Genomic DNA, 16,158 nt, shown 5'->3' with positions numbered 1-16,158 from the left:
GCAGCATCCGAAAAGTGAGAGGAAGTGGTCGTCGTGCTCGACGTGCTCATCGCCGGGGCCGGCCCGGTGGGGCTCTGGCTCGCCGCGGAGTTGCGCCTGCACGGGGTGGAGGTGACCGTCGTGGAACGCCGGACGGCCCCGGACGGACGGTCCCGCGCGGTCGGCATGCAGGCCGGCACGCTGGACACCTTCGCCACCCGCGGGCTCGCGGAGAGGTTCATCCAACGCGGCACCCCGGTGCCGACCGGCCACTTCGGCGCGGCGACCACCCGGCTGGACTTCTCCACGGTCGGGGCGGTGCACCCCTTCATGCTGGCGCTCGGTCAGTCCGTCACCGAACAGCTCCTGGAGGAGCACGCACTCGCCGTGGGCGCCCGAGTGCTCCGCGGGGAGGAGATCGTCTCGCTCACCCAGGATCCGGACGCCGTCGAAGTGGTGATCCGGGCCGGCGGCACCCACCGGACCGTGCAGGCCCGCTGGGTGGTGGGCTGCGACGGCACCCGCAGCGCGGTGCGCCAGGCGGCCGGCATCGAATTCCCCGGTCAGGACACCACCCTGACCGGGTGGCTCGCCGACGTCGAACTCGACGATCCGCCCACCGCGCCGCTCACCGCCACCGGGCCGGCCGGTTCCTTCCTGGCCGCCCCGATCGGCGACGGCGTCCACCGGCTGGCGGGCCTCTCCACGGCCACCATGCACCGCGGCACCGGCGAACCGCTGACCCTGGAGGAGGTGCGCGAGCAGATCCGCACGCTGCTGGGACGGGACCTGGGCATCCGCACCCCCCGGTGGCTCTCGCGCTACGGCAATGCCAGCCGCCAGGCCGCGCGGTACCGGGCCGGACATGTGCTGGTGGCCGGGGACGCGGCGCACATGTTCTTCCCGGCCGGCGGGCAGGGCATGAACCTCGGCATCCAGGACGCCACCAACCTGGGCTGGAAGCTGGCCGCCACCCTCCAGGGCCGGGCGCCCGACGGACTACTCGACAGCTACGACACGGAGCGCCGGCCGGCCGGCCGCGCCGTCATCGACAACACCCGCGCGCAGCTCGCCCTGTTCGCCGCGGCGAGCCCGGAGCAGATCGCGCTACGCGAGGTCTGGTCCGCCGCGCTGACCGAACCGCGGACCAACCGCCGGTGGGCCCGCCGGATCGCCGGATTCGACGACCCGCTCCCCGCCGAAACCGAACCCGGCGCACACCCTCTGAACAGCACCCGACTGGCCGGCCTCGCCCTGGACACAGCCGGCGTACCCACCGCCCACCCGTTGATGCACCACGGCCGACCACTACTGCTGGACCTCGGCGGGACGCGGACACCGTGCCCCGCGGATGGCCTGGAGCGGAGGGCCGGAAAGATCAACGCCGAGGCGGCGCATCCGATCTGGCGGAACGTCACCGCCGTCCTCATCCGGCCGGACGCCCGGATCGCCTGGGCCAGCACCGACACGGACCCGCAGCGGCGGGCCGCGGACTGCCTCACCACCCTGCGCACCCTGTACCGCTGAACGGCGCTCGGTGAGCCCACCCGCCGGCCCCTCAAGGGCCTCCGCTGCCATGGTGGACGACGACCGGGACGGGTGGTGGTCGCTCCCGACGGTGCTGGAAGACCACCCTGTGCGGGGAGCGAAGACCCACAGCCCGACGACATAGCCGGCGACGGTCCGCTGACGGAGGCACTGGAGGCACGGCGCACGGGACGGATGCGTGCGGCGGTGGCGACGCTGCAAGCGGAGCAGGACGCGATCGTCCGCTCCCCGCACCAAGGGCTCACGGTGGTGCAGGGCGGCCCCGGCACAGGAAAGACCGTCGTCGCCCTGCATCGAGCAGCCTATGTGCCGTACGCCTTCGCGAGGGCCGCCGAGCGCGGTGTCCTGGTGCTCGGGCCGAACACGCGGTTCCTCGACTACAACTCCCAGGTGCTGCTCGCGGGTGCGCTGTCTGACCAACCGGGTCCCGCGCGTTGGCGGGGTAGCGCGAAAGGTCAGGCCGCTGTGGCGAGTGCCCGGGCGGGCTGCGTCTGCTCGTAGGCGTGGCCGATCCGCAGGAGGGTGGGCTCACCGAGGGGCCGGCCGAGCAGCTGCATACCGATGGGCATGCCCGCCGAGTCGTGGCCGACCGGAACAGTCAGAGCGGGCACTCCGGTGATGTTGGCAGGGGCGGAGAGGCGAACGTAGGCATCAGAGACGCCCTCGACCGTGCCGTCGGGCCAGGTGACCGTCTCCTCGTCGGCCCCGACCGCGGGCATCGGGACGCTCGGGGCGGCGACCACGTCGACCTCCTCCAGCATCCGGGCCCACTCGGCGCGCATGAGCGTGCGGGAGCGTTGAGCGCGCACGTAGTCACCGGCGCTCATCAACTCGCTTGCCTCCAGGAGGACGCGGACGTCCTCCTGGTACAGCTCGGGCACCGTTCGCAGGCTGCCCTCGTGGTAAGCGCCGGCCTCCGGCACCATCAGGCCCCACTGGGTGGCCTGAACGTAGCGGGTCATCGGGATGTCGACCTCGACGAGCTGTGCGCCCAGGGCTTCCAGCTGCCCGATGGCGTGCCGGACGGCGCTCTCCACCTGCGGCTGGACGTTGTCGAAGTAGTAGGTGCGCGGCAGGCCGATGCGCAGCCCCGTCAGGTCCGTGTCGGCACAGGGCCGGTAGTCCACGACGGGAACGGACAGCGAGGCGGGGTCGCGCGGATCGTGTCCGGCCAGCGCGGTCAGGACCAGGGCGGCATCCCGGACGCTGCGGGTGACCGGACCGACGTGGTCCAGCGACCAGGACAGGGAGGTGACGCCGTGACGGGGCACGAGACCGTAGGTCGGCTTGAGACCGACGACTCCGTTGAGCGCGGCGGGCACCCGGATCGACCCGCCGGTGTCGGTGCCCAGGGCGAAGGTCGCGGTGCCCGACGCGACGGCGACCGCCGAGCCGCCGCTGGAACCACCCGCGACCCGGCTGCGGTCCCAGGCATTACGGGTCTGCGGAGTGGTCAGGCCGAACGCGAACTCGTGGGTGTGGGTCTTGCCGAGCAGGATCGCGCCGGCTGCGCCCAGCCGCTCGGCGACCGTGCTGTCCGCCGTCGCGCGATGGTCGGCGCGGACCCGGGAGCTGGCCGTGGTGGCCATCCCACCGACATCGATCAGGTCCTTGAGCCCCATCGGGATGCCGTGCAGGGGTCCCCGGTAACGGCCTTGCGCCACTTCGTGTCCGGCTGCCCTCGCCGCCCGGCGCGCCTGCTCCGCGGCGACCGTGACGTAGGCGCCGAGGTGCGGCTCCACCTCCTCGATACGATCGAGGACGGAGTCGACCAGTTCGACGGGGGACAGTCGCCGGCAACGTATCGCGTCCGACGCGGCGTCGAGGGACAGCTCATACGGCTGCATCGTGCTTCTCCTCTCCGGCGCGGTAGGCGGCGGCGGGCGGGACGTCCGCGAAGTCCAGCTCTCGCAGTACCGCGACGACACTGTGGATGTGGTTGGCGACCGCGGCGACCGCGGCGTGGCGCTCGGCGGGCAGCACAAGTCCGGCGCGGGCGGCCCAGCGGGCGGCCTCCGGCGGTGTGAGTTCGGCGGCGGACATGGATGTTCTTCCTCTCGGTGGACGGTGGAGCGGCGGAGTGGACCGACGCACTGAAGGCCAGGAGTTCGCTCGGGACAGCTGCAGACGCCGCGGCAGCTCGGCGGCCCGTGCAGGAGCGGTCGAGCGGGGCCGGTCGCGCGGTCAGGCCGTGGAGGCCGGGATCTCGACGCCGTGCTCGGCGAGGAGCCGGTAGCGGCCAGCCTCCCGGCGGACGGTGCCGGCCGTGGGCCGCGGGAAGTGGGTGCCGAGGAGCAGCGCGTCGGTGTCCGCCAAGGCGTCGAGCAGCCGGGCACGGGTGCGGATCGCCTGCGCGGGGTCGATGTCGACGCAGCTGTTCACGTGCGGGTGGGACAGCTGCACGGGGTGGTGGATGCTGTCGCCGGTGATCAGGGCGCGGCGGTCGCTGCCGCGCAGTTCCACGGCGACCTGTCCCGGGGTGTGGCCCGGGGCGGGGATCAGGAGGACGCCTTGCGCCACCTCGTACCCTTGCGCGTGCACGTCCACCAGGTCGTACTGTCCGGCGTCGCGGATGGGGGTGACGGAGTCGCGGAACATCTGGCGGCGGGCCTCGTCCAGATCGGTGGCGGCCCAGTGGTCCCATTCGGTGCGGCTGGTGAGGTAGCGGGCGTGGGGGAAGGTGGGAACCCAGTCCTCACCTGCGAGGCGGGTGTTCCAGCCGACGTGGTCGGTGTGCAGGTGCGTGGTGATCACCAGGTCCACGGACTCGGGCGGGAAGCCGGCCGCCGCCAGGCGCCCAAGGAAGTCGGTGTCGAGACCGTTCCAGGCCGGGTTGGCGCGCGGCTTGGCGTTGCCGATGCCGGTGTCCACGACGATCCGCAGCCCGCCCGCCTCCACCGCGAAACCATGGCTCGCCAAGCGGGGAACGTCGGCGTCGGCGAAGTCGGGACGCAGCCACGATGCCTCGTCCAGCACCTCCCTGGTGGCGTCCGGCAGCAGCCAGGGTCCGGTCTGGCGCGGCAGTTCGATCTCCTCGACGCGGCGTACGGTGATGTCGCCGAGGCTCCATCCCGTGCTTGTGGAGAAAGTGGCCTGACGGGGCGTGGCCGTGCTCATCGGTGGGTCCTTTCGGATGGGGCGGGGCGGTGCGGGAAGGCGGGACTCGGTCAGCCGGTGCTCGGCTGCCGCACGGCGCGGGCGAGGCCGATCAGGGTCAGCAGGACGACCGTCACCGCGTAGAGCGAGACGGCGGTCTGCAGGCCGTACAGGTTGGTCAGCAGGCCGGCGAGGACGGCGGGGATGCTCATGGCCAGGTAGCTGAGGACGTAGTAGGCGGCGAGCGTGCCGGCGTGTTCGCCCGGGGCGGCCGGGGACATCAGCAGGCGCAGGGCGCCCTGGGTGACGGCGCCGAAGCCGGTGCCCGCCAGGGCGGTGCCGGCGAACAGGGCGAGCAGGCTGTGCAGGTGGGGCCCGCTCAGGGTCAGCAGGGCCCCCGGGATCAGGACCGCGGTGCCGGCGGAGCTCGCGGTGTGGGCGGGCAGTGGCCGAGCGGCGTGGACGGCGAGGCCGGCTGCGGCCGTGAGGGTGAAGAAGACCAGGCCGCCGGTGGCACGGGCCGTGTGCGGGGCGATGAGCTGGGCGAGCGAGGGACCGAGGGAGGAGTAGAACCCGCCCAGACCCCATGCGGCGACGACGCCGGGGGCGAGAAGCCTCATGGCCGGGCGGGAGGCGGGGGCGACGGCGATGCCGGGACGCAGGGACCGCCACGCGCCGGCGTGGGGATGTGCGGTCTCGGTGGTGAGAAGCACTGCGGCCGCCTGCGCGGTGAACAGCAGGAGCAGCAGGAGGTAGACGGTACGGGTGGGAGCGGGGGTGTACTGCACGAGGACGGTGGAGGCCAGCACGCCGGCCGCCATGCCGGCCACTGGGGTGATGCCGTTGGCGAGCATCGCCTGCCCCGGGCGGTCGGGGTCCTCGAAGTCGAGCAGGGCGGCTCCGGCGGCGCTGGTGGCCACGCCGGTGGCCAGACCCTGCAGGATCCGGGCGGTGATCAGCGCCGCCACGCCCTGGGCGGTGGCGAAGACGGCCATCGCTGCTGCCTCCGCGAACAGCGCACCGGTGAGGACCGGGCGCCGGCCCAGGTGGTCCGAGAGAGTGCCCGCAGTCAGCAGTGCCCCGAGCAGGGTGAGCGCGTAGGCGCTGAAGACGACGGTGACCGTCATCGCCGATAAGTGCCATTCGGCCTGGTAGAGGGCGTAGAGCGGGGTCGGCGCACTTGAGGCGGCCAACAGGCCGACGAGGACGGTGGCGTGAAGGAGGAAGGCGCTGCGGCGGCCCAGCACGGGCCGGCGACGGGGCGGGGACGGCGGGGCTACGACGCTGAGCACGGAGCACCTCTCACACCTAAAGGCAAACGCTTTGCGTTAGGCAGAGTAGACCCCACGTCTCCCCAAACGCAAACTCTTAGCTTTTAGGGGTGGGGGGAGCGGGACTCCGGCCGAGCACCGTCGCCACAAGGCGGTCGGTGTAGGCCGCCGACAGATCCGAGGGGCGGAACAGGATGCGGTACATCAGCGGGGCGACGACGACGTCCAGCAGGGTCTCCACGTCGGGCACGGCCTCCCCGCGCCCGGCCGCGCGCACACCGATGGCCTTCAACTGCTCGGCGGCGTAGTCGGAGCAGCGAACCGCATTGCCCTGCTCGGGGTCGCCCAGCAGGGCGTCGCGGATGTACGTGCGGCCCGCCGTCGAGGACATCTCCTCCGCGAACTGCACTGCCCACGCCTCCAGGTCCGCCCGCAGGCTGCCGTGGTCGGCCGGGGCGCCATCGGGGCGCAGCCGTTCGACGGCCACGTCGGACAGCAGTTCCCGCAGGTCCCCCCAGCGCCGGTAGACGGTGGACGGCGTCACTCCCGCGCGGGCGGCGATCAGCGGCACGGTGAGGGCATCTCGCCCCACCTCCGCCTCCAGATCGCGGACGGCCTGGTGCACGGACTGCTGGACGCGGGCGCTGCGCCCGCCGGGGCGTGTGGTCGCTCGGGCACTCATGCACCCAGCTTAATGCGAAAAAGTTGCGTTCGCCCGACCAGGTCCCCAGAGCTCTGTCCGTGCAGAACACAGGTCGGTACGGCGAACTCTCCCCCTACACCCGAGTTCGCTCCGAAGTGTGATCGCCGAGCGCGAGTGGCTGACAGTGTTCCGGCCCACGCGGTGCGGAACCGCCTTCCCTGCCGTCTGCGCGCTGTCTTCGTCGACGTGCCGCTGGTGTCAACCTGCCTCCGTCTGCGTACCTCACACACCACGATGTACAGCCAATCCCCGTCCAGAAGTTCAGCGAACATCACCCTGCCGAGCCGAAGTCAGTAACCGTCGTCCTCGCCCTGTACCACCCGGTGCTCGGAGCAGCGATCGGCGTCGGCGTCGTCGTTGTCACCCTGCTCAACGAGCTGATGGGCAGGTAGCCGCCGGCCATAACCCTGCGGACACGGGAGCGAGGCCCTGACCAGCTCTGGTCCGGGTCTCACGACTGTTCGGGCGCGGCTGCTACAGGTCGGACTCGAGGTGCTCGATGTCCGTGAAGCGGACTTCCTCCAGCTGGCCGGCGCGGTGGCCGCTGTCCTGGAAGTACACCTCCTTGAGCCCTTCGGCGGCGATCTCCCGCAGACGCTGCTCGGTGGCGCTCTGCTCCTGGGCCTCGAAGAGGCGGGCGGCGTAGCGGGGCGGCAGCGCGACGGTCAGGTGCCGGAGGCGGTCCTCGTCGCCCGGCCGCCAGCCCTCACCGCGCGGGCGCTCGCGCGGCTTGCCCAGACCGCCCTTGACCGTCGCCTTGATCGCCGAGACGACGATCGCCAGCTGCGGGTCGCGCTCCTTGCAGCCGTCCATCGCCGCCAGGAACGGCCGGCGCCATGTCCGCGTGCACGCCGAGGTCGGCCATCGTGGCGAGGAAGACGTCGCGCAGCCGGTTGTACCAGCCGTCCAGGTAGCGGCCGTTCTCGTACCGGACGTACGCCTCGATCGGCGCGACGTCGTAGCCGAGCTCGACCGCGTATGCGACGGTGGGCGTGGCGTACCAGGCCGGCCCCTCGGGCCGCTCACCCTTCGGGGTGAACGGGCTGGGCAGCAGACTCGCGTGGCCAACTGAAGGCACGGCGGCCGGGCGGGAGTCAGCGCCCCTCGCCCGGCCGTGGCAGGTTCAGCTTCAGCGGGCCGCAGCCGAGGCGGGCGGCCTCGGCCTCGACGTAGTGGGGGAAGAGTGTGCGCAGGTCCGCGCTCGTCCCGCCCTTGTTGATCTGTACGAGGAACACCGTCTCACCCGTCTGACAACGGGTCCGGAAGATACCGAGGTTGGGGCCGAGGCCGCCGTAGCCGACGGCAGAGCGCACCCGGTCGCCCTCGTATAGCGCCATTCTTGTGAAGATCGCGGCCAGCCGCGGGTCCTCGACGGTCATCAGGCGCTGCTCCGGCTGCGAGCCGGTGATGTTGCGGTCGCAGGTGCGCACCGGGCCGTGCCCGTCGGTGATCAGGGGGTAGTGGTTCGGCTTGCGCTTCTTGCCCAGGGTCAGCCCCTTGATGCCGCAGAGCGCGTCCGGCTTCTCTGTGCGGGTGTAGCGGGCGGCCTTCGGCAGGCGTTCGACCGGATCGGCGATCGTGCCGGTGCAGCCCAGGTCCGCGCTGACCTTGTTGACGAGCTTCACGACCATGCGGGCCATACCGTCCCGTTCCTTGGTACGCGGCTCCATGTCGCTGATCCAACTGCCCTGGGCGATGTCCACGACGGTCGGCCCGCCGAAGTCAGCGGGGCGCCCCAGGCAGCCGTCCGGGATGGCGAGCCAGGCGCGGTTGTCCGAGGCCATGCCCGGCAGGCCGCCGCCGAGCGGGGTGAGACGGGCGGAGAGGAACTCGTCGGCCCACTGGCCGTCGTCGCCATTGCGGTCATCCAGCCGGTGGACCCGGGCGGTGAGCGCCCATGCGTCACCGTCGCTGTTCGTCAACTGACAACTGCCGGTGGGGCCGTCCATGGATCGCCCACCGTGCAGCACGGGAGCCTCGACCGCCTTGACGTCCTCCGGCTCGCGGAACGTCTCGGCCAGGTCGTCGCGGGACAGGGCACCCCAGCACACCTCGTCCGGCGCGAACGGCCCCGCCTGCGTCTGCCAGGCCATGCCGCCGACGCCGAGCAGCATCCCGGCGAGACCCGCGGCCAGCAGCGGCCGGACCCGACCGCGCAGCAGCCTGCGCCAGTGCCACCGGCGCAGGCGCCGTTCGCTGAGCAGTTCCCGCTCGGCGGGCACGGGCTGCTCGTCCCGGTTCGGCTCGTCCGCAGTGCTGCTCACCGGCCGGCTCCCTTGGGGGCGATGGGGGCGCAGCCCAGGCGGGCCGCGGCCGCGTTGGCGAAGACGGCCAGGTGGCCGGGGTCGGTGGAGACGCCCATCAAGAAGATGACGGGCCGGCCGGCGCAGTCGGCCCGTACGATCGCGTGCTCCTTGCCGAAGGTGCCCGTGCCGCGCCAGCCACGGGCCGCGGGCCGCTCGCCCGCGATGCCGTCGAACACCGCGGCCAGCCGGGGCTGCGCGACCATCGCCAGGTTCAGGTACGGCACGCCGTCGCGATCACCACGGACACTGCACGTCTGCAGGTCGCGGGTGACCGCGCCGATCTGGTCCTCGATGTCCTCCGTGTCGAGGCGCAGGCCGCGGATACCGCAGACGTCGTCAGAGGTGCTGAAGACGCGCTCCTGCTTGCCCGGCAGGTCGAAGAGCGGCGAGCTGACCCTCAGCGGCTCGTCCGGCGCGCAACCGGCCGCGGCCATCGCTCGGTTGGCCGCCGCGACGAGCAGCACCGCCGCCTGCCGGGCGCCACCCAGGTCGGCCGGATCGTCCTGGGTGTACGAGGGGCCGCTGGCGTACGTGCCGGACGCGTGCATGGTGACGACGGTCGGCCGGCCATCCTGCGTATCGCAGGACTTCGGGAGCACCAGCAGGCCACCGCGCCCGTTCACCGTGCCCGGCAGGCCGTCCGGCAGCGGGACCATGTCACCGCCCAGGAAACCGTCCTGGACGATCGCGAGCCGGGCATCCGCGGCCTTGGGGACCGGGCCGTACTCGACGGACACCTTCTGATCGGTGGTGACCTTGTCGCCGTCGTAGCTGCTCTTGTAGTCGCTGGCGATGGCGACCTCGCAGCTGCCGGTCGGACGCTCACGGGTAGGCGCCGTCTCCCTGCCGGTGCGTGACCCGTCGTCATCATCACCGAAGGCCTCGTCGCCGAGGAAGCCCGGACCGCTGTCCTCTTCCCAGGCGCCCCAGCAGTAGCGGTCCTTCGGCCACGGCCACGTGTCCGCCGCCCATGTACCGAGCCCGGTACCCGCAAGCACGAGCACCAGCGCGGATATCAGCAGCAACGGACCGCGCCTTCTGTGCGACAGCACCCGGCACAGCCAACCAGGCTCCGCAGGCGCCTCGTCTATCTCACTCACCCCGTGATCCCCTCCGGCGCTGGAGTGTACCCACCGTCCCGTCATCCCCCAGGGGCAGCCCGTCCCGTCCATGGAGATCGTGCCGTTCAGCAGTAGTCGTCCGCGGCGGGCGCAACGCGGCTGGGTTGGTCGTACGCGCCGTGATGCTGGCCCCTATGCGTCAGCTTCACCGTGGTCTTGCCCTTCGGTGGGAGCGCGTGATCTTCCGCGATCCCACCCGCGGCCTCGTCTTCGCCGGGATCAACAAGACCCCGCCTTCCGTGCCTCGGACCGGTTGGCCGGCGTGCGCGGCCACGCGCAGGACGACTTCCGCTTCGTTTTGGTGCTGGTCTGCGTCCATGCGCTCAGCGGCACCGAAATCCGCCGCTGGCCGGTGACGACCAACCAGGGCACCGCTCCTGCCGGCGGCACAGTGAGAGTGACCGTAGCCGGACAGACGCCCCTGAACAGTCGTGTTTCCGTGCCTCCCGGCGGAAACCGCACGCTGACGGCTACGGCGACGAATACCGCACCGCCCGGCCAGACGATCCACGTGAACTGGTCCGCAGTCTTCTACGAAGCGAGCGTCATGGGCGACGACCCCGCGCTCGTCACACGGCTGATGGGCCGCGGCTTCAAGCTCAATGAGCCCCTGGGCGACCGGCGGGCCAACGACAGCAAGGGCAAGCCCGTCCTGCAACTCCTCGACGCCATGACGGCCCGCGAACCAGCCCCGAGGTCCGCGAGAGCCGGCTCAGCAATGTCGGCAAGACGGTGGCCGATCTGGAGCAGCTGCGCGATGGCCTGGTCGGCGCCCTGAGTCGAAGGCGCCACTGCCTCGGACCTGTCCGGGACACTGACGATTCAGCTGGTCAGCCGCACTGCCTTGTCCGAGACAGCCGACCACCGTTGCCGCCGGGTGCACCGACACCGAAGAGTCGTTCCCGGCAGACCTTCGCCGGTTCACGACCGGCCTGCTGCCGGCACACCCGCCCACAACCTCAAGGAGAACGATGCGTATCCGTTATGCCATCGCAGCCGCATCGGCCGGCGCGGCTTTGGCTTTCGGTGGCCTGGCCGTCCCCGCACAGGCCGCGCCCGGCGACTGCGTCAGGGGGAACTTCTGCCTGTGGACCGGCTACAACCAGACGGGGAACATCTACCCCTACAGCTACCGCGAGGACACCCTTCCGTCCGGTATCTCGAACAACGACCGGTCGTCGTACAACGCGATGACCACCGCGGGCATGGAGATGTGGTCCGACCCAAATGGCCGGGGCACCCTGCTCGGCTGCTCGAGGCCGCGCGCTGACTGGAACTACCACTCCCCGGAGCGTGACGTCGAGTCGCTCAGGAAGGTCTCCGCGACCTGCTGACCGGAACACCGATCCGTCCGTCACACCGCGGGGCGCGGGCCACCCAGGCCCGCGCCCCGCGGCGCCAACCATGGGAGGGAACATGCCGCGCCGCCCCTGGGCAGCCGCTGTCGCGCTCGCTGTCGGCCTAGCACTGCCTGTCACTGCCTGCTCCGGTAACGGCACGCGGGACACAGCACGAACGCACGCTACGGCCTCCGACCTCACCGTGCCGGAGAGAACGAAGACGCTGCTGCAGAACACGGAATTCCGCCTGGTGCACGCATGCATGGGCCGCCAGGGATTCCAGTTCTTCTATCAGGAGGTCAACGCCGACGAGGTCGCCGCTGATGAACGACGCAGGCTGCCGGACCTCTACGGCGACGACATGAAAGCTGCCCGCGCCCTGCCGCCGCCCGCAGCAACAAGCAGTACCGCCGAACAGCAAGAAGCCGACTACCTCCGATCTCTGTCTCCCCGACAGCAGCGGCGATGGTCCGATGTCCTCGACGGTTCGGGCACCGCGCTCAGGATCAAGGTTTCCGTGCCTGGTGTCGGCACCCTGTCCATGGCCACCACCGGTTGCTTCGCCGAAGCACGCACACGCCTGTACGGCGACTACCGCACATGGGTACGCGTGGACACGCTCGTCAACACCCGCTATGCCGCCATCACCGACGACATGCGCAAAGATGCCCGGTACACAGCCGCGACGCGCGCCTGGAGCAGGTGCGTAAGCGCCCACGGCTACTCCTACGCGTCACCGCAGGAGGCAGCCGTCGACGTCGAGAAGGAGCAGCGACGCGGATCAACGAGGACCGCAGTCGACCTGGCACGCTGCGACCGGGATGTCGGCCGCTCCGCTGTAAATCGAAGACTGTGGAACGAGTACACCGAAGCATGGGTTCGGCAGCATGTCGGCGACGTGTCGGACTTCAGGCAGATCAATGCTGCGGCCACCACGCGAGCGCAAGAGCTCGACTGACGCCGTCAGCCATCACACCCGGTGAATGGGGCTACGAGCCGGTCGGGATGCTGCCACGAGTGATCACACTGACCAGAGCTTCGGGTATGGCCGTCAGCGGGGCCGTCGTCCAAGGTGGGGCGATGAGCGGCTCTCCGACCCGGTGACATCACGGACGAGATGATCCAGGCCGATGCCGAAGGCCGGTACGACAGCGCGGAGCCTGGGTGGCGGGCCGGTGTCGAGTGGACGCTGCTGTGGATCGAGAACACCGCTTCCCATCTGACCGAAAGCAGGCCGTAGGCAGCGGTGCCGCCGGGCGTCAGGGTGTGTCGCCGGAGTAGTAGAAGCGGCAGCTCACACCCGGGCCGGGCGTGCGGGGTTCGCCGGGGCGCGGGTCGTACAGGGCGCGGCCGCCGGGCCACCGTGACAGCTCGGTGGACAGGGCCGCGCCGTCGTCGACTTCCTCGGTCCGCCACCCGTGGATGTCCAGCAGCAGGCCGTCCAGCGGCCCGCCGACCAGTTCGGCGTAGGTCCGGTGTGGGAGCGGGCCCGGGTGGGGGTCGTCGTGCTCCGCGCCGTAGACCCGGCCGTTCAGCAGCTGCTCATCGCCGTTCATCCGACCAAGCCTTGCAGCCGCCACCGACAACGCGGGCAAGCCCAAGGCAGCCTTGGGCTTGCTCGCGCGGTCGGTCGCCGCGGCCTGCCCGGGTCAGACGCGGAAGCGGGAGAGCCGGCCGCCGGCCTTCTGCACGGCGGCCTGTTCCTCTGCCTCCCGGCGCGGGCGCTCCTGCTCCCGCTCCTGGCGCTCACGTTCGTCGGCTTCGGCCTGCGCTTGCGCTGCGACGGCCCGGTCCTGGCAGTCCTCGCACAGGTGCGGGTGCGACTGCCGCTCGCTCCGGTCCCGGGTGTGGCCGATCGCCTCCCACCCGGCGTCGGTGAACTTCTGCCGGCAGTCCGCGCTGAGCTGGGATGATTTCCCCATGGAAACTGGCTTCCCTTGGGGTTCGACGCCGACTACCGATCTCCGCCTGTGGCGGTTGGACGCCATCGTGCTGTTCGACTGGCTGATGAACACCGACCTGAACACCGTGCCGATCACGCACCCGGCTCAGAAGCAGGCGCTCACAGACCTGTTTGCACGCTTGGAAGAGATGGACGTCGCCGAGTCCACCGAGGAAGAGATCGCCGCAGCCCAGGAAGAGGTTGCCAGGAACATGGGCTGGTAGTGCACCAGCGGCGACCAACCTTGAATGGCACGCGCTCAAACTTCGATGTCACAGGACAGCCGTGGCCGGGGTCGCTCCGGGCACGGTCGGCCCGTGGTCACCCTTACCACGGCGGTCCGGCCCGGTCCGCGGCGGCTCCCGACGGGTGGTCACACGGCCTGGGTGCGCGCGGTCTCGAGGCGGTCCAGGCGTTCGTAGAGGGCGCGGACGAGGCGGGTGCGGTTCTGGACGCAGCGCACGGTGCCCTCGATCGTCACGGACAGCCGGCTTTCCGCCTCGCGCGCGACGACGTCGGCGAGCGCCCGGGGCAGCTGTCCTTCGGCAGCTGGGCGGCGCGGCGGCGGACGTCGGAGGCGACGGCGTGGGCGTGGCCGGCGAGCGATCTGCTACCGCGAACACTTCGCGCCGGACATCGTGATGCAGCAGACTCATTTCCCCACGGCCTTCGTACCGGTCAAGTGCCTCTTCGAACAAGATCTTGAGCGGATGATGTCGCCCGGCCTCGGCGAGGTCCGTGGTGCCGGGCGGGTACGGTCCTGAGGGCGGCGAGAGTGGCCGCGGCGGTCCGCCGCACGGGCGGTGATGTGCGGCCGGCGCGTTGCGCACTTTTCGGTAGCGTGGTCCTTGGTGCCGCGCCGGCGCATGCCGCGCACTTGGTCATGCAGCTTCCAGGCGTACAGCGATGCGGTCCGGTGCCGTGGCTCCGATGGCGCAGATGGTGGTGGCCAGGGAGGTCGGGCAGGTCGAGGTCGGCTCGCGGGGTCGGCTCTGGCGAGCAGGCCAGTTGGTGGTGACCGTGCAGTGACAGCTTCGTCTTACTGATGTCCCTCGTCGGCTCGGCGCGCTGTGCTGAAGCGGCGCTGATAGGCGGCGGGGCTGAGGGACAATTCCCTCACGAAAACTCTCCGCATACTCTCGTAATTCGGGAATCCGGCAAGAGATGCCGTCTGCGTCGCGGTATGCCCCTGGTCGAGCAGAGCTTTCGCCATGTCGAACCGGATCATCTCCACGTACCGGGCCGGCGTGGTGGACAGCTCTTCGCGAAAGAGCCGCGTGAGATGCCGAGGGCTCACATTGAGGTGCTTGGCGAGTTCGCCGAGCGAGTGGTTTCCCCCGGGGTTCGCCGTGATCACGTCGGTGATTCTGCGGAGGGCCGGTGATCGGGGCGGCGGTCCCTGCAGTGGCGCGGAGAACTGTGACTGGCCGCCCGAACGCTGCAAATAGACCACCAGGGCGCGGGCGACGTCGCGGGTCAGATCAGGGCCGTGATCCTCCTCGACGAGTGCCAGTGCCAGGTCGATGCCGGCGGTCACGCCTGCCGAGGTGTAGGTGGTGCCGTCACGGACGTAGATCGCGTCGGGTTCGACGCGGCTGGCCCGGCAGCGGGCGGCGAGCTCGTGCGCGACCTTCCAGTGCGTGGTCGCGCGCTTGCCGTCCAGGAGGCCGGCGGCGCCGAGGATGAATGCTCCGGTGCAGACGGACGCGACCCGGCCGGCCCGGCCCGCCAGCGTTCGCGTGGCCTCGGTCAGATCAGGGGGCACAGGTGTGCGCGGGTAGAGGTCTGCGCCGGCCACCAGGAACGTGTCAGGAGCAGGCTCCGTGGCGGCGGCGTCGACCGCGATCCGGATCCCGATGGAGGAGGTGACATCGGTACCGGTCGGTGACACCAGCACGATCGTGTAGTCGGCACCGAGCCGGTTCGCTTCCCCGAATACCTCCGCGGGGCCGACGACGTCCAGGAGTTTGACCCCGTCGTAGACGAGGATCGCGACCCGATGCGTGGCGGAGCCCACGATCCCGCGGCCCGCGTGTCCGGATTCGGGTGACTCATGGCCGGACCGAGGGAGCGCCGGACGCCGGGTGGTTGGCAGGGTGGAAGACGGACGCACCGTCCATTCGTAACACAGCGACATCGGAAGGAGCACAGGTCATGAGCGAGATCATCGCGGGGGTGGAGATTCCTGAAACGGCGGCGGTCGCCGAGGCCACCGGCCTCATGCAGGAGATGACCAGCCCCCTCATCTACCACCACTCCCGGCGCGTTTTCGTCTTCGGCGTCATGCATGCTCACCGGCTCGGCCTGGAGCCCGACCCGGAGCTTCTCCACCTGTCCGCCCTGTTCCACGACACCGGCCTCCTGACGCCGTTTTCCGACGTCGAGCAGCGTTTTGAGGTCGATGGCGCCGACCACGCACGCCATTTCATGCTCGCCCGCGGTTTCCCGGCCACGGCCGCCGACGTGGTGTGGACGGCGATCGCGCTGCACACCACCCCGGGAATTCCCGGGCGGATGGGCCCGGAGATCGCCCTCACGCATCTGGGGGTTCTGACCGACGTGCTCGGCCTGGGCCTGGACGAGCTGGACCGCAGCCAGGTGGACGAGATCACCGCCGTCCATCCGCGGGGTGACTTCAAGAACGAGTTTTTGCAAGCCTTCGTCGAGGGACTCAGGCACCGCCCGGAGACCACGAACGGAACCGTGAATTCGGATTTCCTGGAGCATTTCATTCCCGGCTTCCAGCGCACCACCACGGTCGAGCGCATCATGGGCGCTCCCTGGCCGAGCTGACTCAAGGCGCCGAGAACGCCCAACCGGCGGCGAAGGAAGGCCCCGGAGCAGGTGAGATC

Annotated in this window: 17 protein-coding genes and 3 pseudogenes; 8 read left to right on the top strand and 12 right to left on the bottom strand. The window is 70.8% G+C overall.

The window, feature by feature from the left end; genetic code table 11:
• The first annotated feature begins 33 nt into the window (after nucleotides 1-33).
• Both ACZ7KF_RS34055 and ACZ7KF_RS34050 read left to right on the top strand, forming a co-directional pair.
• Complete coding sequence (locus ACZ7KF_RS34055; RefSeq protein WP_471083937.1) at nucleotides 34-1,506, top strand: FAD-dependent monooxygenase; 1,473 nt, start codon at nucleotides 34-36, stop codon at nucleotides 1,504-1,506.
• A 126-nt stretch (nucleotides 1,507-1,632) separates the two neighbouring features.
• A pseudogene (locus ACZ7KF_RS34050) lies at nucleotides 1,633-2,013 on the top strand (ATP-dependent DNA helicase); the annotation flags it as partial.
• Here the strand turns inward: ACZ7KF_RS34050 and ACZ7KF_RS34045 are convergent.
• From ACZ7KF_RS34045 to ACZ7KF_RS34005, 9 genes and pseudogenes are all read right to left on the bottom strand, one after another.
• A complete protein-coding gene (locus ACZ7KF_RS34045) occupies nucleotides 1,983-3,374 on the bottom strand; it encodes an amidase (RefSeq protein ID WP_471083934.1) in 1,392 nt (463 codons plus the stop codon). The pseudogene ACZ7KF_RS34050 and the gene ACZ7KF_RS34045 overlap by 31 nt on opposite strands.
• The gene (locus tag ACZ7KF_RS34040) at nucleotides 3,361-3,570 is read right to left on the bottom strand and encodes a hypothetical protein (RefSeq protein WP_362267978.1); all 210 of its coding nucleotides are present in this window, start codon (nucleotides 3,568-3,570) and stop codon (nucleotides 3,361-3,363) included. The genes ACZ7KF_RS34045 and ACZ7KF_RS34040 overlap by 14 nt, the downstream gene beginning before the upstream one ends.
• A 141-nt stretch (nucleotides 3,571-3,711) precedes the next feature.
• Nucleotides 3,712-4,644 carry an MBL fold metallo-hydrolase gene (locus tag ACZ7KF_RS34035; protein ID WP_471083931.1) on the bottom strand — a complete coding sequence of 311 codons (933 nt, stop codon included), beginning with the start codon at nucleotides 4,642-4,644 and terminating at the stop codon, nucleotides 3,712-3,714.
• A gap of 50 nt (nucleotides 4,645-4,694) precedes the next feature.
• Complete coding sequence (locus tag ACZ7KF_RS34030) at nucleotides 4,695-5,915, bottom strand: MFS transporter (protein WP_471083928.1); 1,221 nt, start codon at nucleotides 5,913-5,915, stop codon at nucleotides 4,695-4,697.
• Nucleotides 5,916-5,991: 76 nt separating this feature from the next.
• Nucleotides 5,992-6,576 (bottom strand): TetR/AcrR family transcriptional regulator, encoded by a 585-nt coding sequence (locus ACZ7KF_RS34025; RefSeq protein ID WP_471083925.1) that lies wholly within the window; start codon nucleotides 6,574-6,576, stop codon nucleotides 5,992-5,994.
• Nucleotides 6,577-7,071: 495 nt separating this feature from the next.
• Nucleotides 7,072-7,287, bottom strand: a pseudogene (tpg, locus tag ACZ7KF_RS34020) (telomere-protecting terminal protein Tpg); the annotation flags it as partial.
• A pseudogene (locus ACZ7KF_RS34015) lies at nucleotides 7,288-7,654 on the bottom strand (telomere-associated protein Tap); the annotation flags it as partial.
• 37 nt (nucleotides 7,655-7,691) lie between these two features.
• Nucleotides 7,692-8,861 (bottom strand): hypothetical protein, encoded by a 1,170-nt coding sequence (locus ACZ7KF_RS34010; protein WP_471083923.1) that lies wholly within the window; start codon nucleotides 8,859-8,861, stop codon nucleotides 7,692-7,694.
• Nucleotides 8,858-9,928 (bottom strand): hypothetical protein, encoded by a 1,071-nt coding sequence (locus ACZ7KF_RS34005; protein WP_471083920.1) that lies wholly within the window; start codon nucleotides 9,926-9,928, stop codon nucleotides 8,858-8,860. Before ACZ7KF_RS34005 ends, ACZ7KF_RS34010 begins: the two co-directional genes overlap by 4 nt.
• 358 nt (nucleotides 9,929-10,286) lie before the next feature.
• On the opposite strand from ACZ7KF_RS34005, the gene ACZ7KF_RS34000 reads away from it, so the two are divergent.
• From ACZ7KF_RS34000 to ACZ7KF_RS33985, 4 genes are all read left to right on the top strand, one after another.
• The gene (locus tag ACZ7KF_RS34000) at nucleotides 10,287-10,802 is read left to right on the top strand and encodes a hypothetical protein (protein ID WP_471083917.1); all 516 of its coding nucleotides are present in this window, start codon (nucleotides 10,287-10,289) and stop codon (nucleotides 10,800-10,802) included.
• A 193-nt stretch (nucleotides 10,803-10,995) separates the two neighbouring features.
• Nucleotides 10,996-11,358, top strand: a complete 363-nt coding sequence (locus ACZ7KF_RS33995; protein WP_471083914.1) for a peptidase inhibitor family I36 protein — start codon at nucleotides 10,996-10,998, stop codon at nucleotides 11,356-11,358.
• 208 nt (nucleotides 11,359-11,566) lie between these two features.
• Nucleotides 11,567-12,322 carry a hypothetical protein gene (locus ACZ7KF_RS33990; protein ID WP_471083911.1) on the top strand — a complete coding sequence of 252 codons (756 nt, stop codon included), beginning with the start codon at nucleotides 11,567-11,569 and terminating at the stop codon, nucleotides 12,320-12,322.
• Nucleotides 12,323-12,481: 159 nt separating this feature from the next.
• On the top strand, nucleotides 12,482-12,604 hold the full coding sequence (locus ACZ7KF_RS33985; protein ID WP_471083908.1) for a hypothetical protein: 123 nt from the start codon (nucleotides 12,482-12,484) through the stop codon (nucleotides 12,602-12,604).
• 19 nt (nucleotides 12,605-12,623) lie between these two features.
• Here ACZ7KF_RS33985 and ACZ7KF_RS33980 read toward each other — a convergent pair whose 3' ends face one another.
• Together ACZ7KF_RS33980 and ACZ7KF_RS33975 are read right to left on the bottom strand one after the other, a co-directional pair.
• Nucleotides 12,624-12,920, bottom strand: coding sequence for a hypothetical protein (locus ACZ7KF_RS33980; protein ID WP_471083905.1), 297 nt, complete (start codon nucleotides 12,918-12,920; stop codon nucleotides 12,624-12,626).
• Between the two features lie 93 nt (nucleotides 12,921-13,013).
• A complete protein-coding gene (locus ACZ7KF_RS33975) occupies nucleotides 13,014-13,286 on the bottom strand; it encodes a hypothetical protein (RefSeq protein ID WP_471083902.1) in 273 nt (90 codons plus the stop codon).
• Between ACZ7KF_RS33975 and ACZ7KF_RS33970 the strand changes: the two genes are divergently transcribed.
• Nucleotides 13,285-13,530 (top strand): hypothetical protein, encoded by a 246-nt coding sequence (locus ACZ7KF_RS33970; protein WP_471083899.1) that lies wholly within the window; start codon nucleotides 13,285-13,287, stop codon nucleotides 13,528-13,530. The two genes, ACZ7KF_RS33975 and ACZ7KF_RS33970, sit on opposite strands and share 2 nt — an antisense overlap.
• Before the next feature lie 815 nt (nucleotides 13,531-14,345).
• Here ACZ7KF_RS33970 and ACZ7KF_RS33965 read toward each other — a convergent pair.
• The gene (locus ACZ7KF_RS33965) at nucleotides 14,346-15,323 is read right to left on the bottom strand and encodes a GlxA family transcriptional regulator (RefSeq protein WP_471083896.1); all 978 of its coding nucleotides are present in this window, start codon (nucleotides 15,321-15,323) and stop codon (nucleotides 14,346-14,348) included.
• Nucleotides 15,324-15,460: 137 nt separating this feature from the next.
• Between ACZ7KF_RS33965 and ACZ7KF_RS33960 the strand changes: the two genes are divergently transcribed.
• Complete coding sequence (locus ACZ7KF_RS33960; protein WP_471083893.1) at nucleotides 15,461-16,099, top strand: HD domain-containing protein; 639 nt, start codon at nucleotides 15,461-15,463, stop codon at nucleotides 16,097-16,099.
• The last annotated feature ends 59 nt before the right edge of the window (nucleotides 16,100-16,158 follow it).

The organism is Streptomyces sp. NPDC038200 (assembly GCF_055600785.1).
The sequence above is the reverse complement of the archived record's forward strand: the minus strand, read 5'-3'. Positions and strand labels throughout refer to the sequence as shown.

What these genes read in the sequence shown, in the direction of transcription:
- ACZ7KF_RS34035 (WP_471083931.1), bottom strand. Translation starts at nt 4,644, where the DNA reads ATGAGCACGGCCACGCCCCGTCAGGCCACTTTCTCCACAAGCACGGGA.
- ACZ7KF_RS33975 (WP_471083902.1), bottom strand. Translation starts at nt 13,286, where the DNA reads ATGGGGAAATCATCCCAGCTCAGCGCGGACTGCCGGCAGAAGTTCACC.
- ACZ7KF_RS34025 (WP_471083925.1), bottom strand. Translation starts at nt 6,576, where the DNA reads ATGAGTGCCCGAGCGACCACACGCCCCGGCGGGCGCAGCGCCCGCGTC.
- ACZ7KF_RS33970 (WP_471083899.1), top strand. Translation starts at nt 13,285, where the DNA reads ATGGAAACTGGCTTCCCTTGGGGTTCGACGCCGACTACCGATCTCCGC.
- ACZ7KF_RS33980 (WP_471083905.1), bottom strand. Translation starts at nt 12,920, where the DNA reads ATGAACGGCGATGAGCAGCTGCTGAACGGCCGGGTCTACGGCGCGGAG.
- ACZ7KF_RS34045 (WP_471083934.1), bottom strand. Translation starts at nt 3,374, where the DNA reads ATGCAGCCGTATGAGCTGTCCCTCGACGCCGCGTCGGACGCGATACGT.
- ACZ7KF_RS33985 (WP_471083908.1), top strand. Translation starts at nt 12,482, where the DNA reads ATGATCCAGGCCGATGCCGAAGGCCGGTACGACAGCGCGGAGCCTGGG.
- ACZ7KF_RS34040 (WP_362267978.1), bottom strand. Translation starts at nt 3,570, where the DNA reads ATGTCCGCCGCCGAACTCACACCGCCGGAGGCCGCCCGCTGGGCCGCC.
- ACZ7KF_RS33995 (WP_471083914.1), top strand. Translation starts at nt 10,996, where the DNA reads ATGCGTATCCGTTATGCCATCGCAGCCGCATCGGCCGGCGCGGCTTTG.
- ACZ7KF_RS33960 (WP_471083893.1), top strand. Translation starts at nt 15,461, where the DNA reads ATGAGCGAGATCATCGCGGGGGTGGAGATTCCTGAAACGGCGGCGGTC.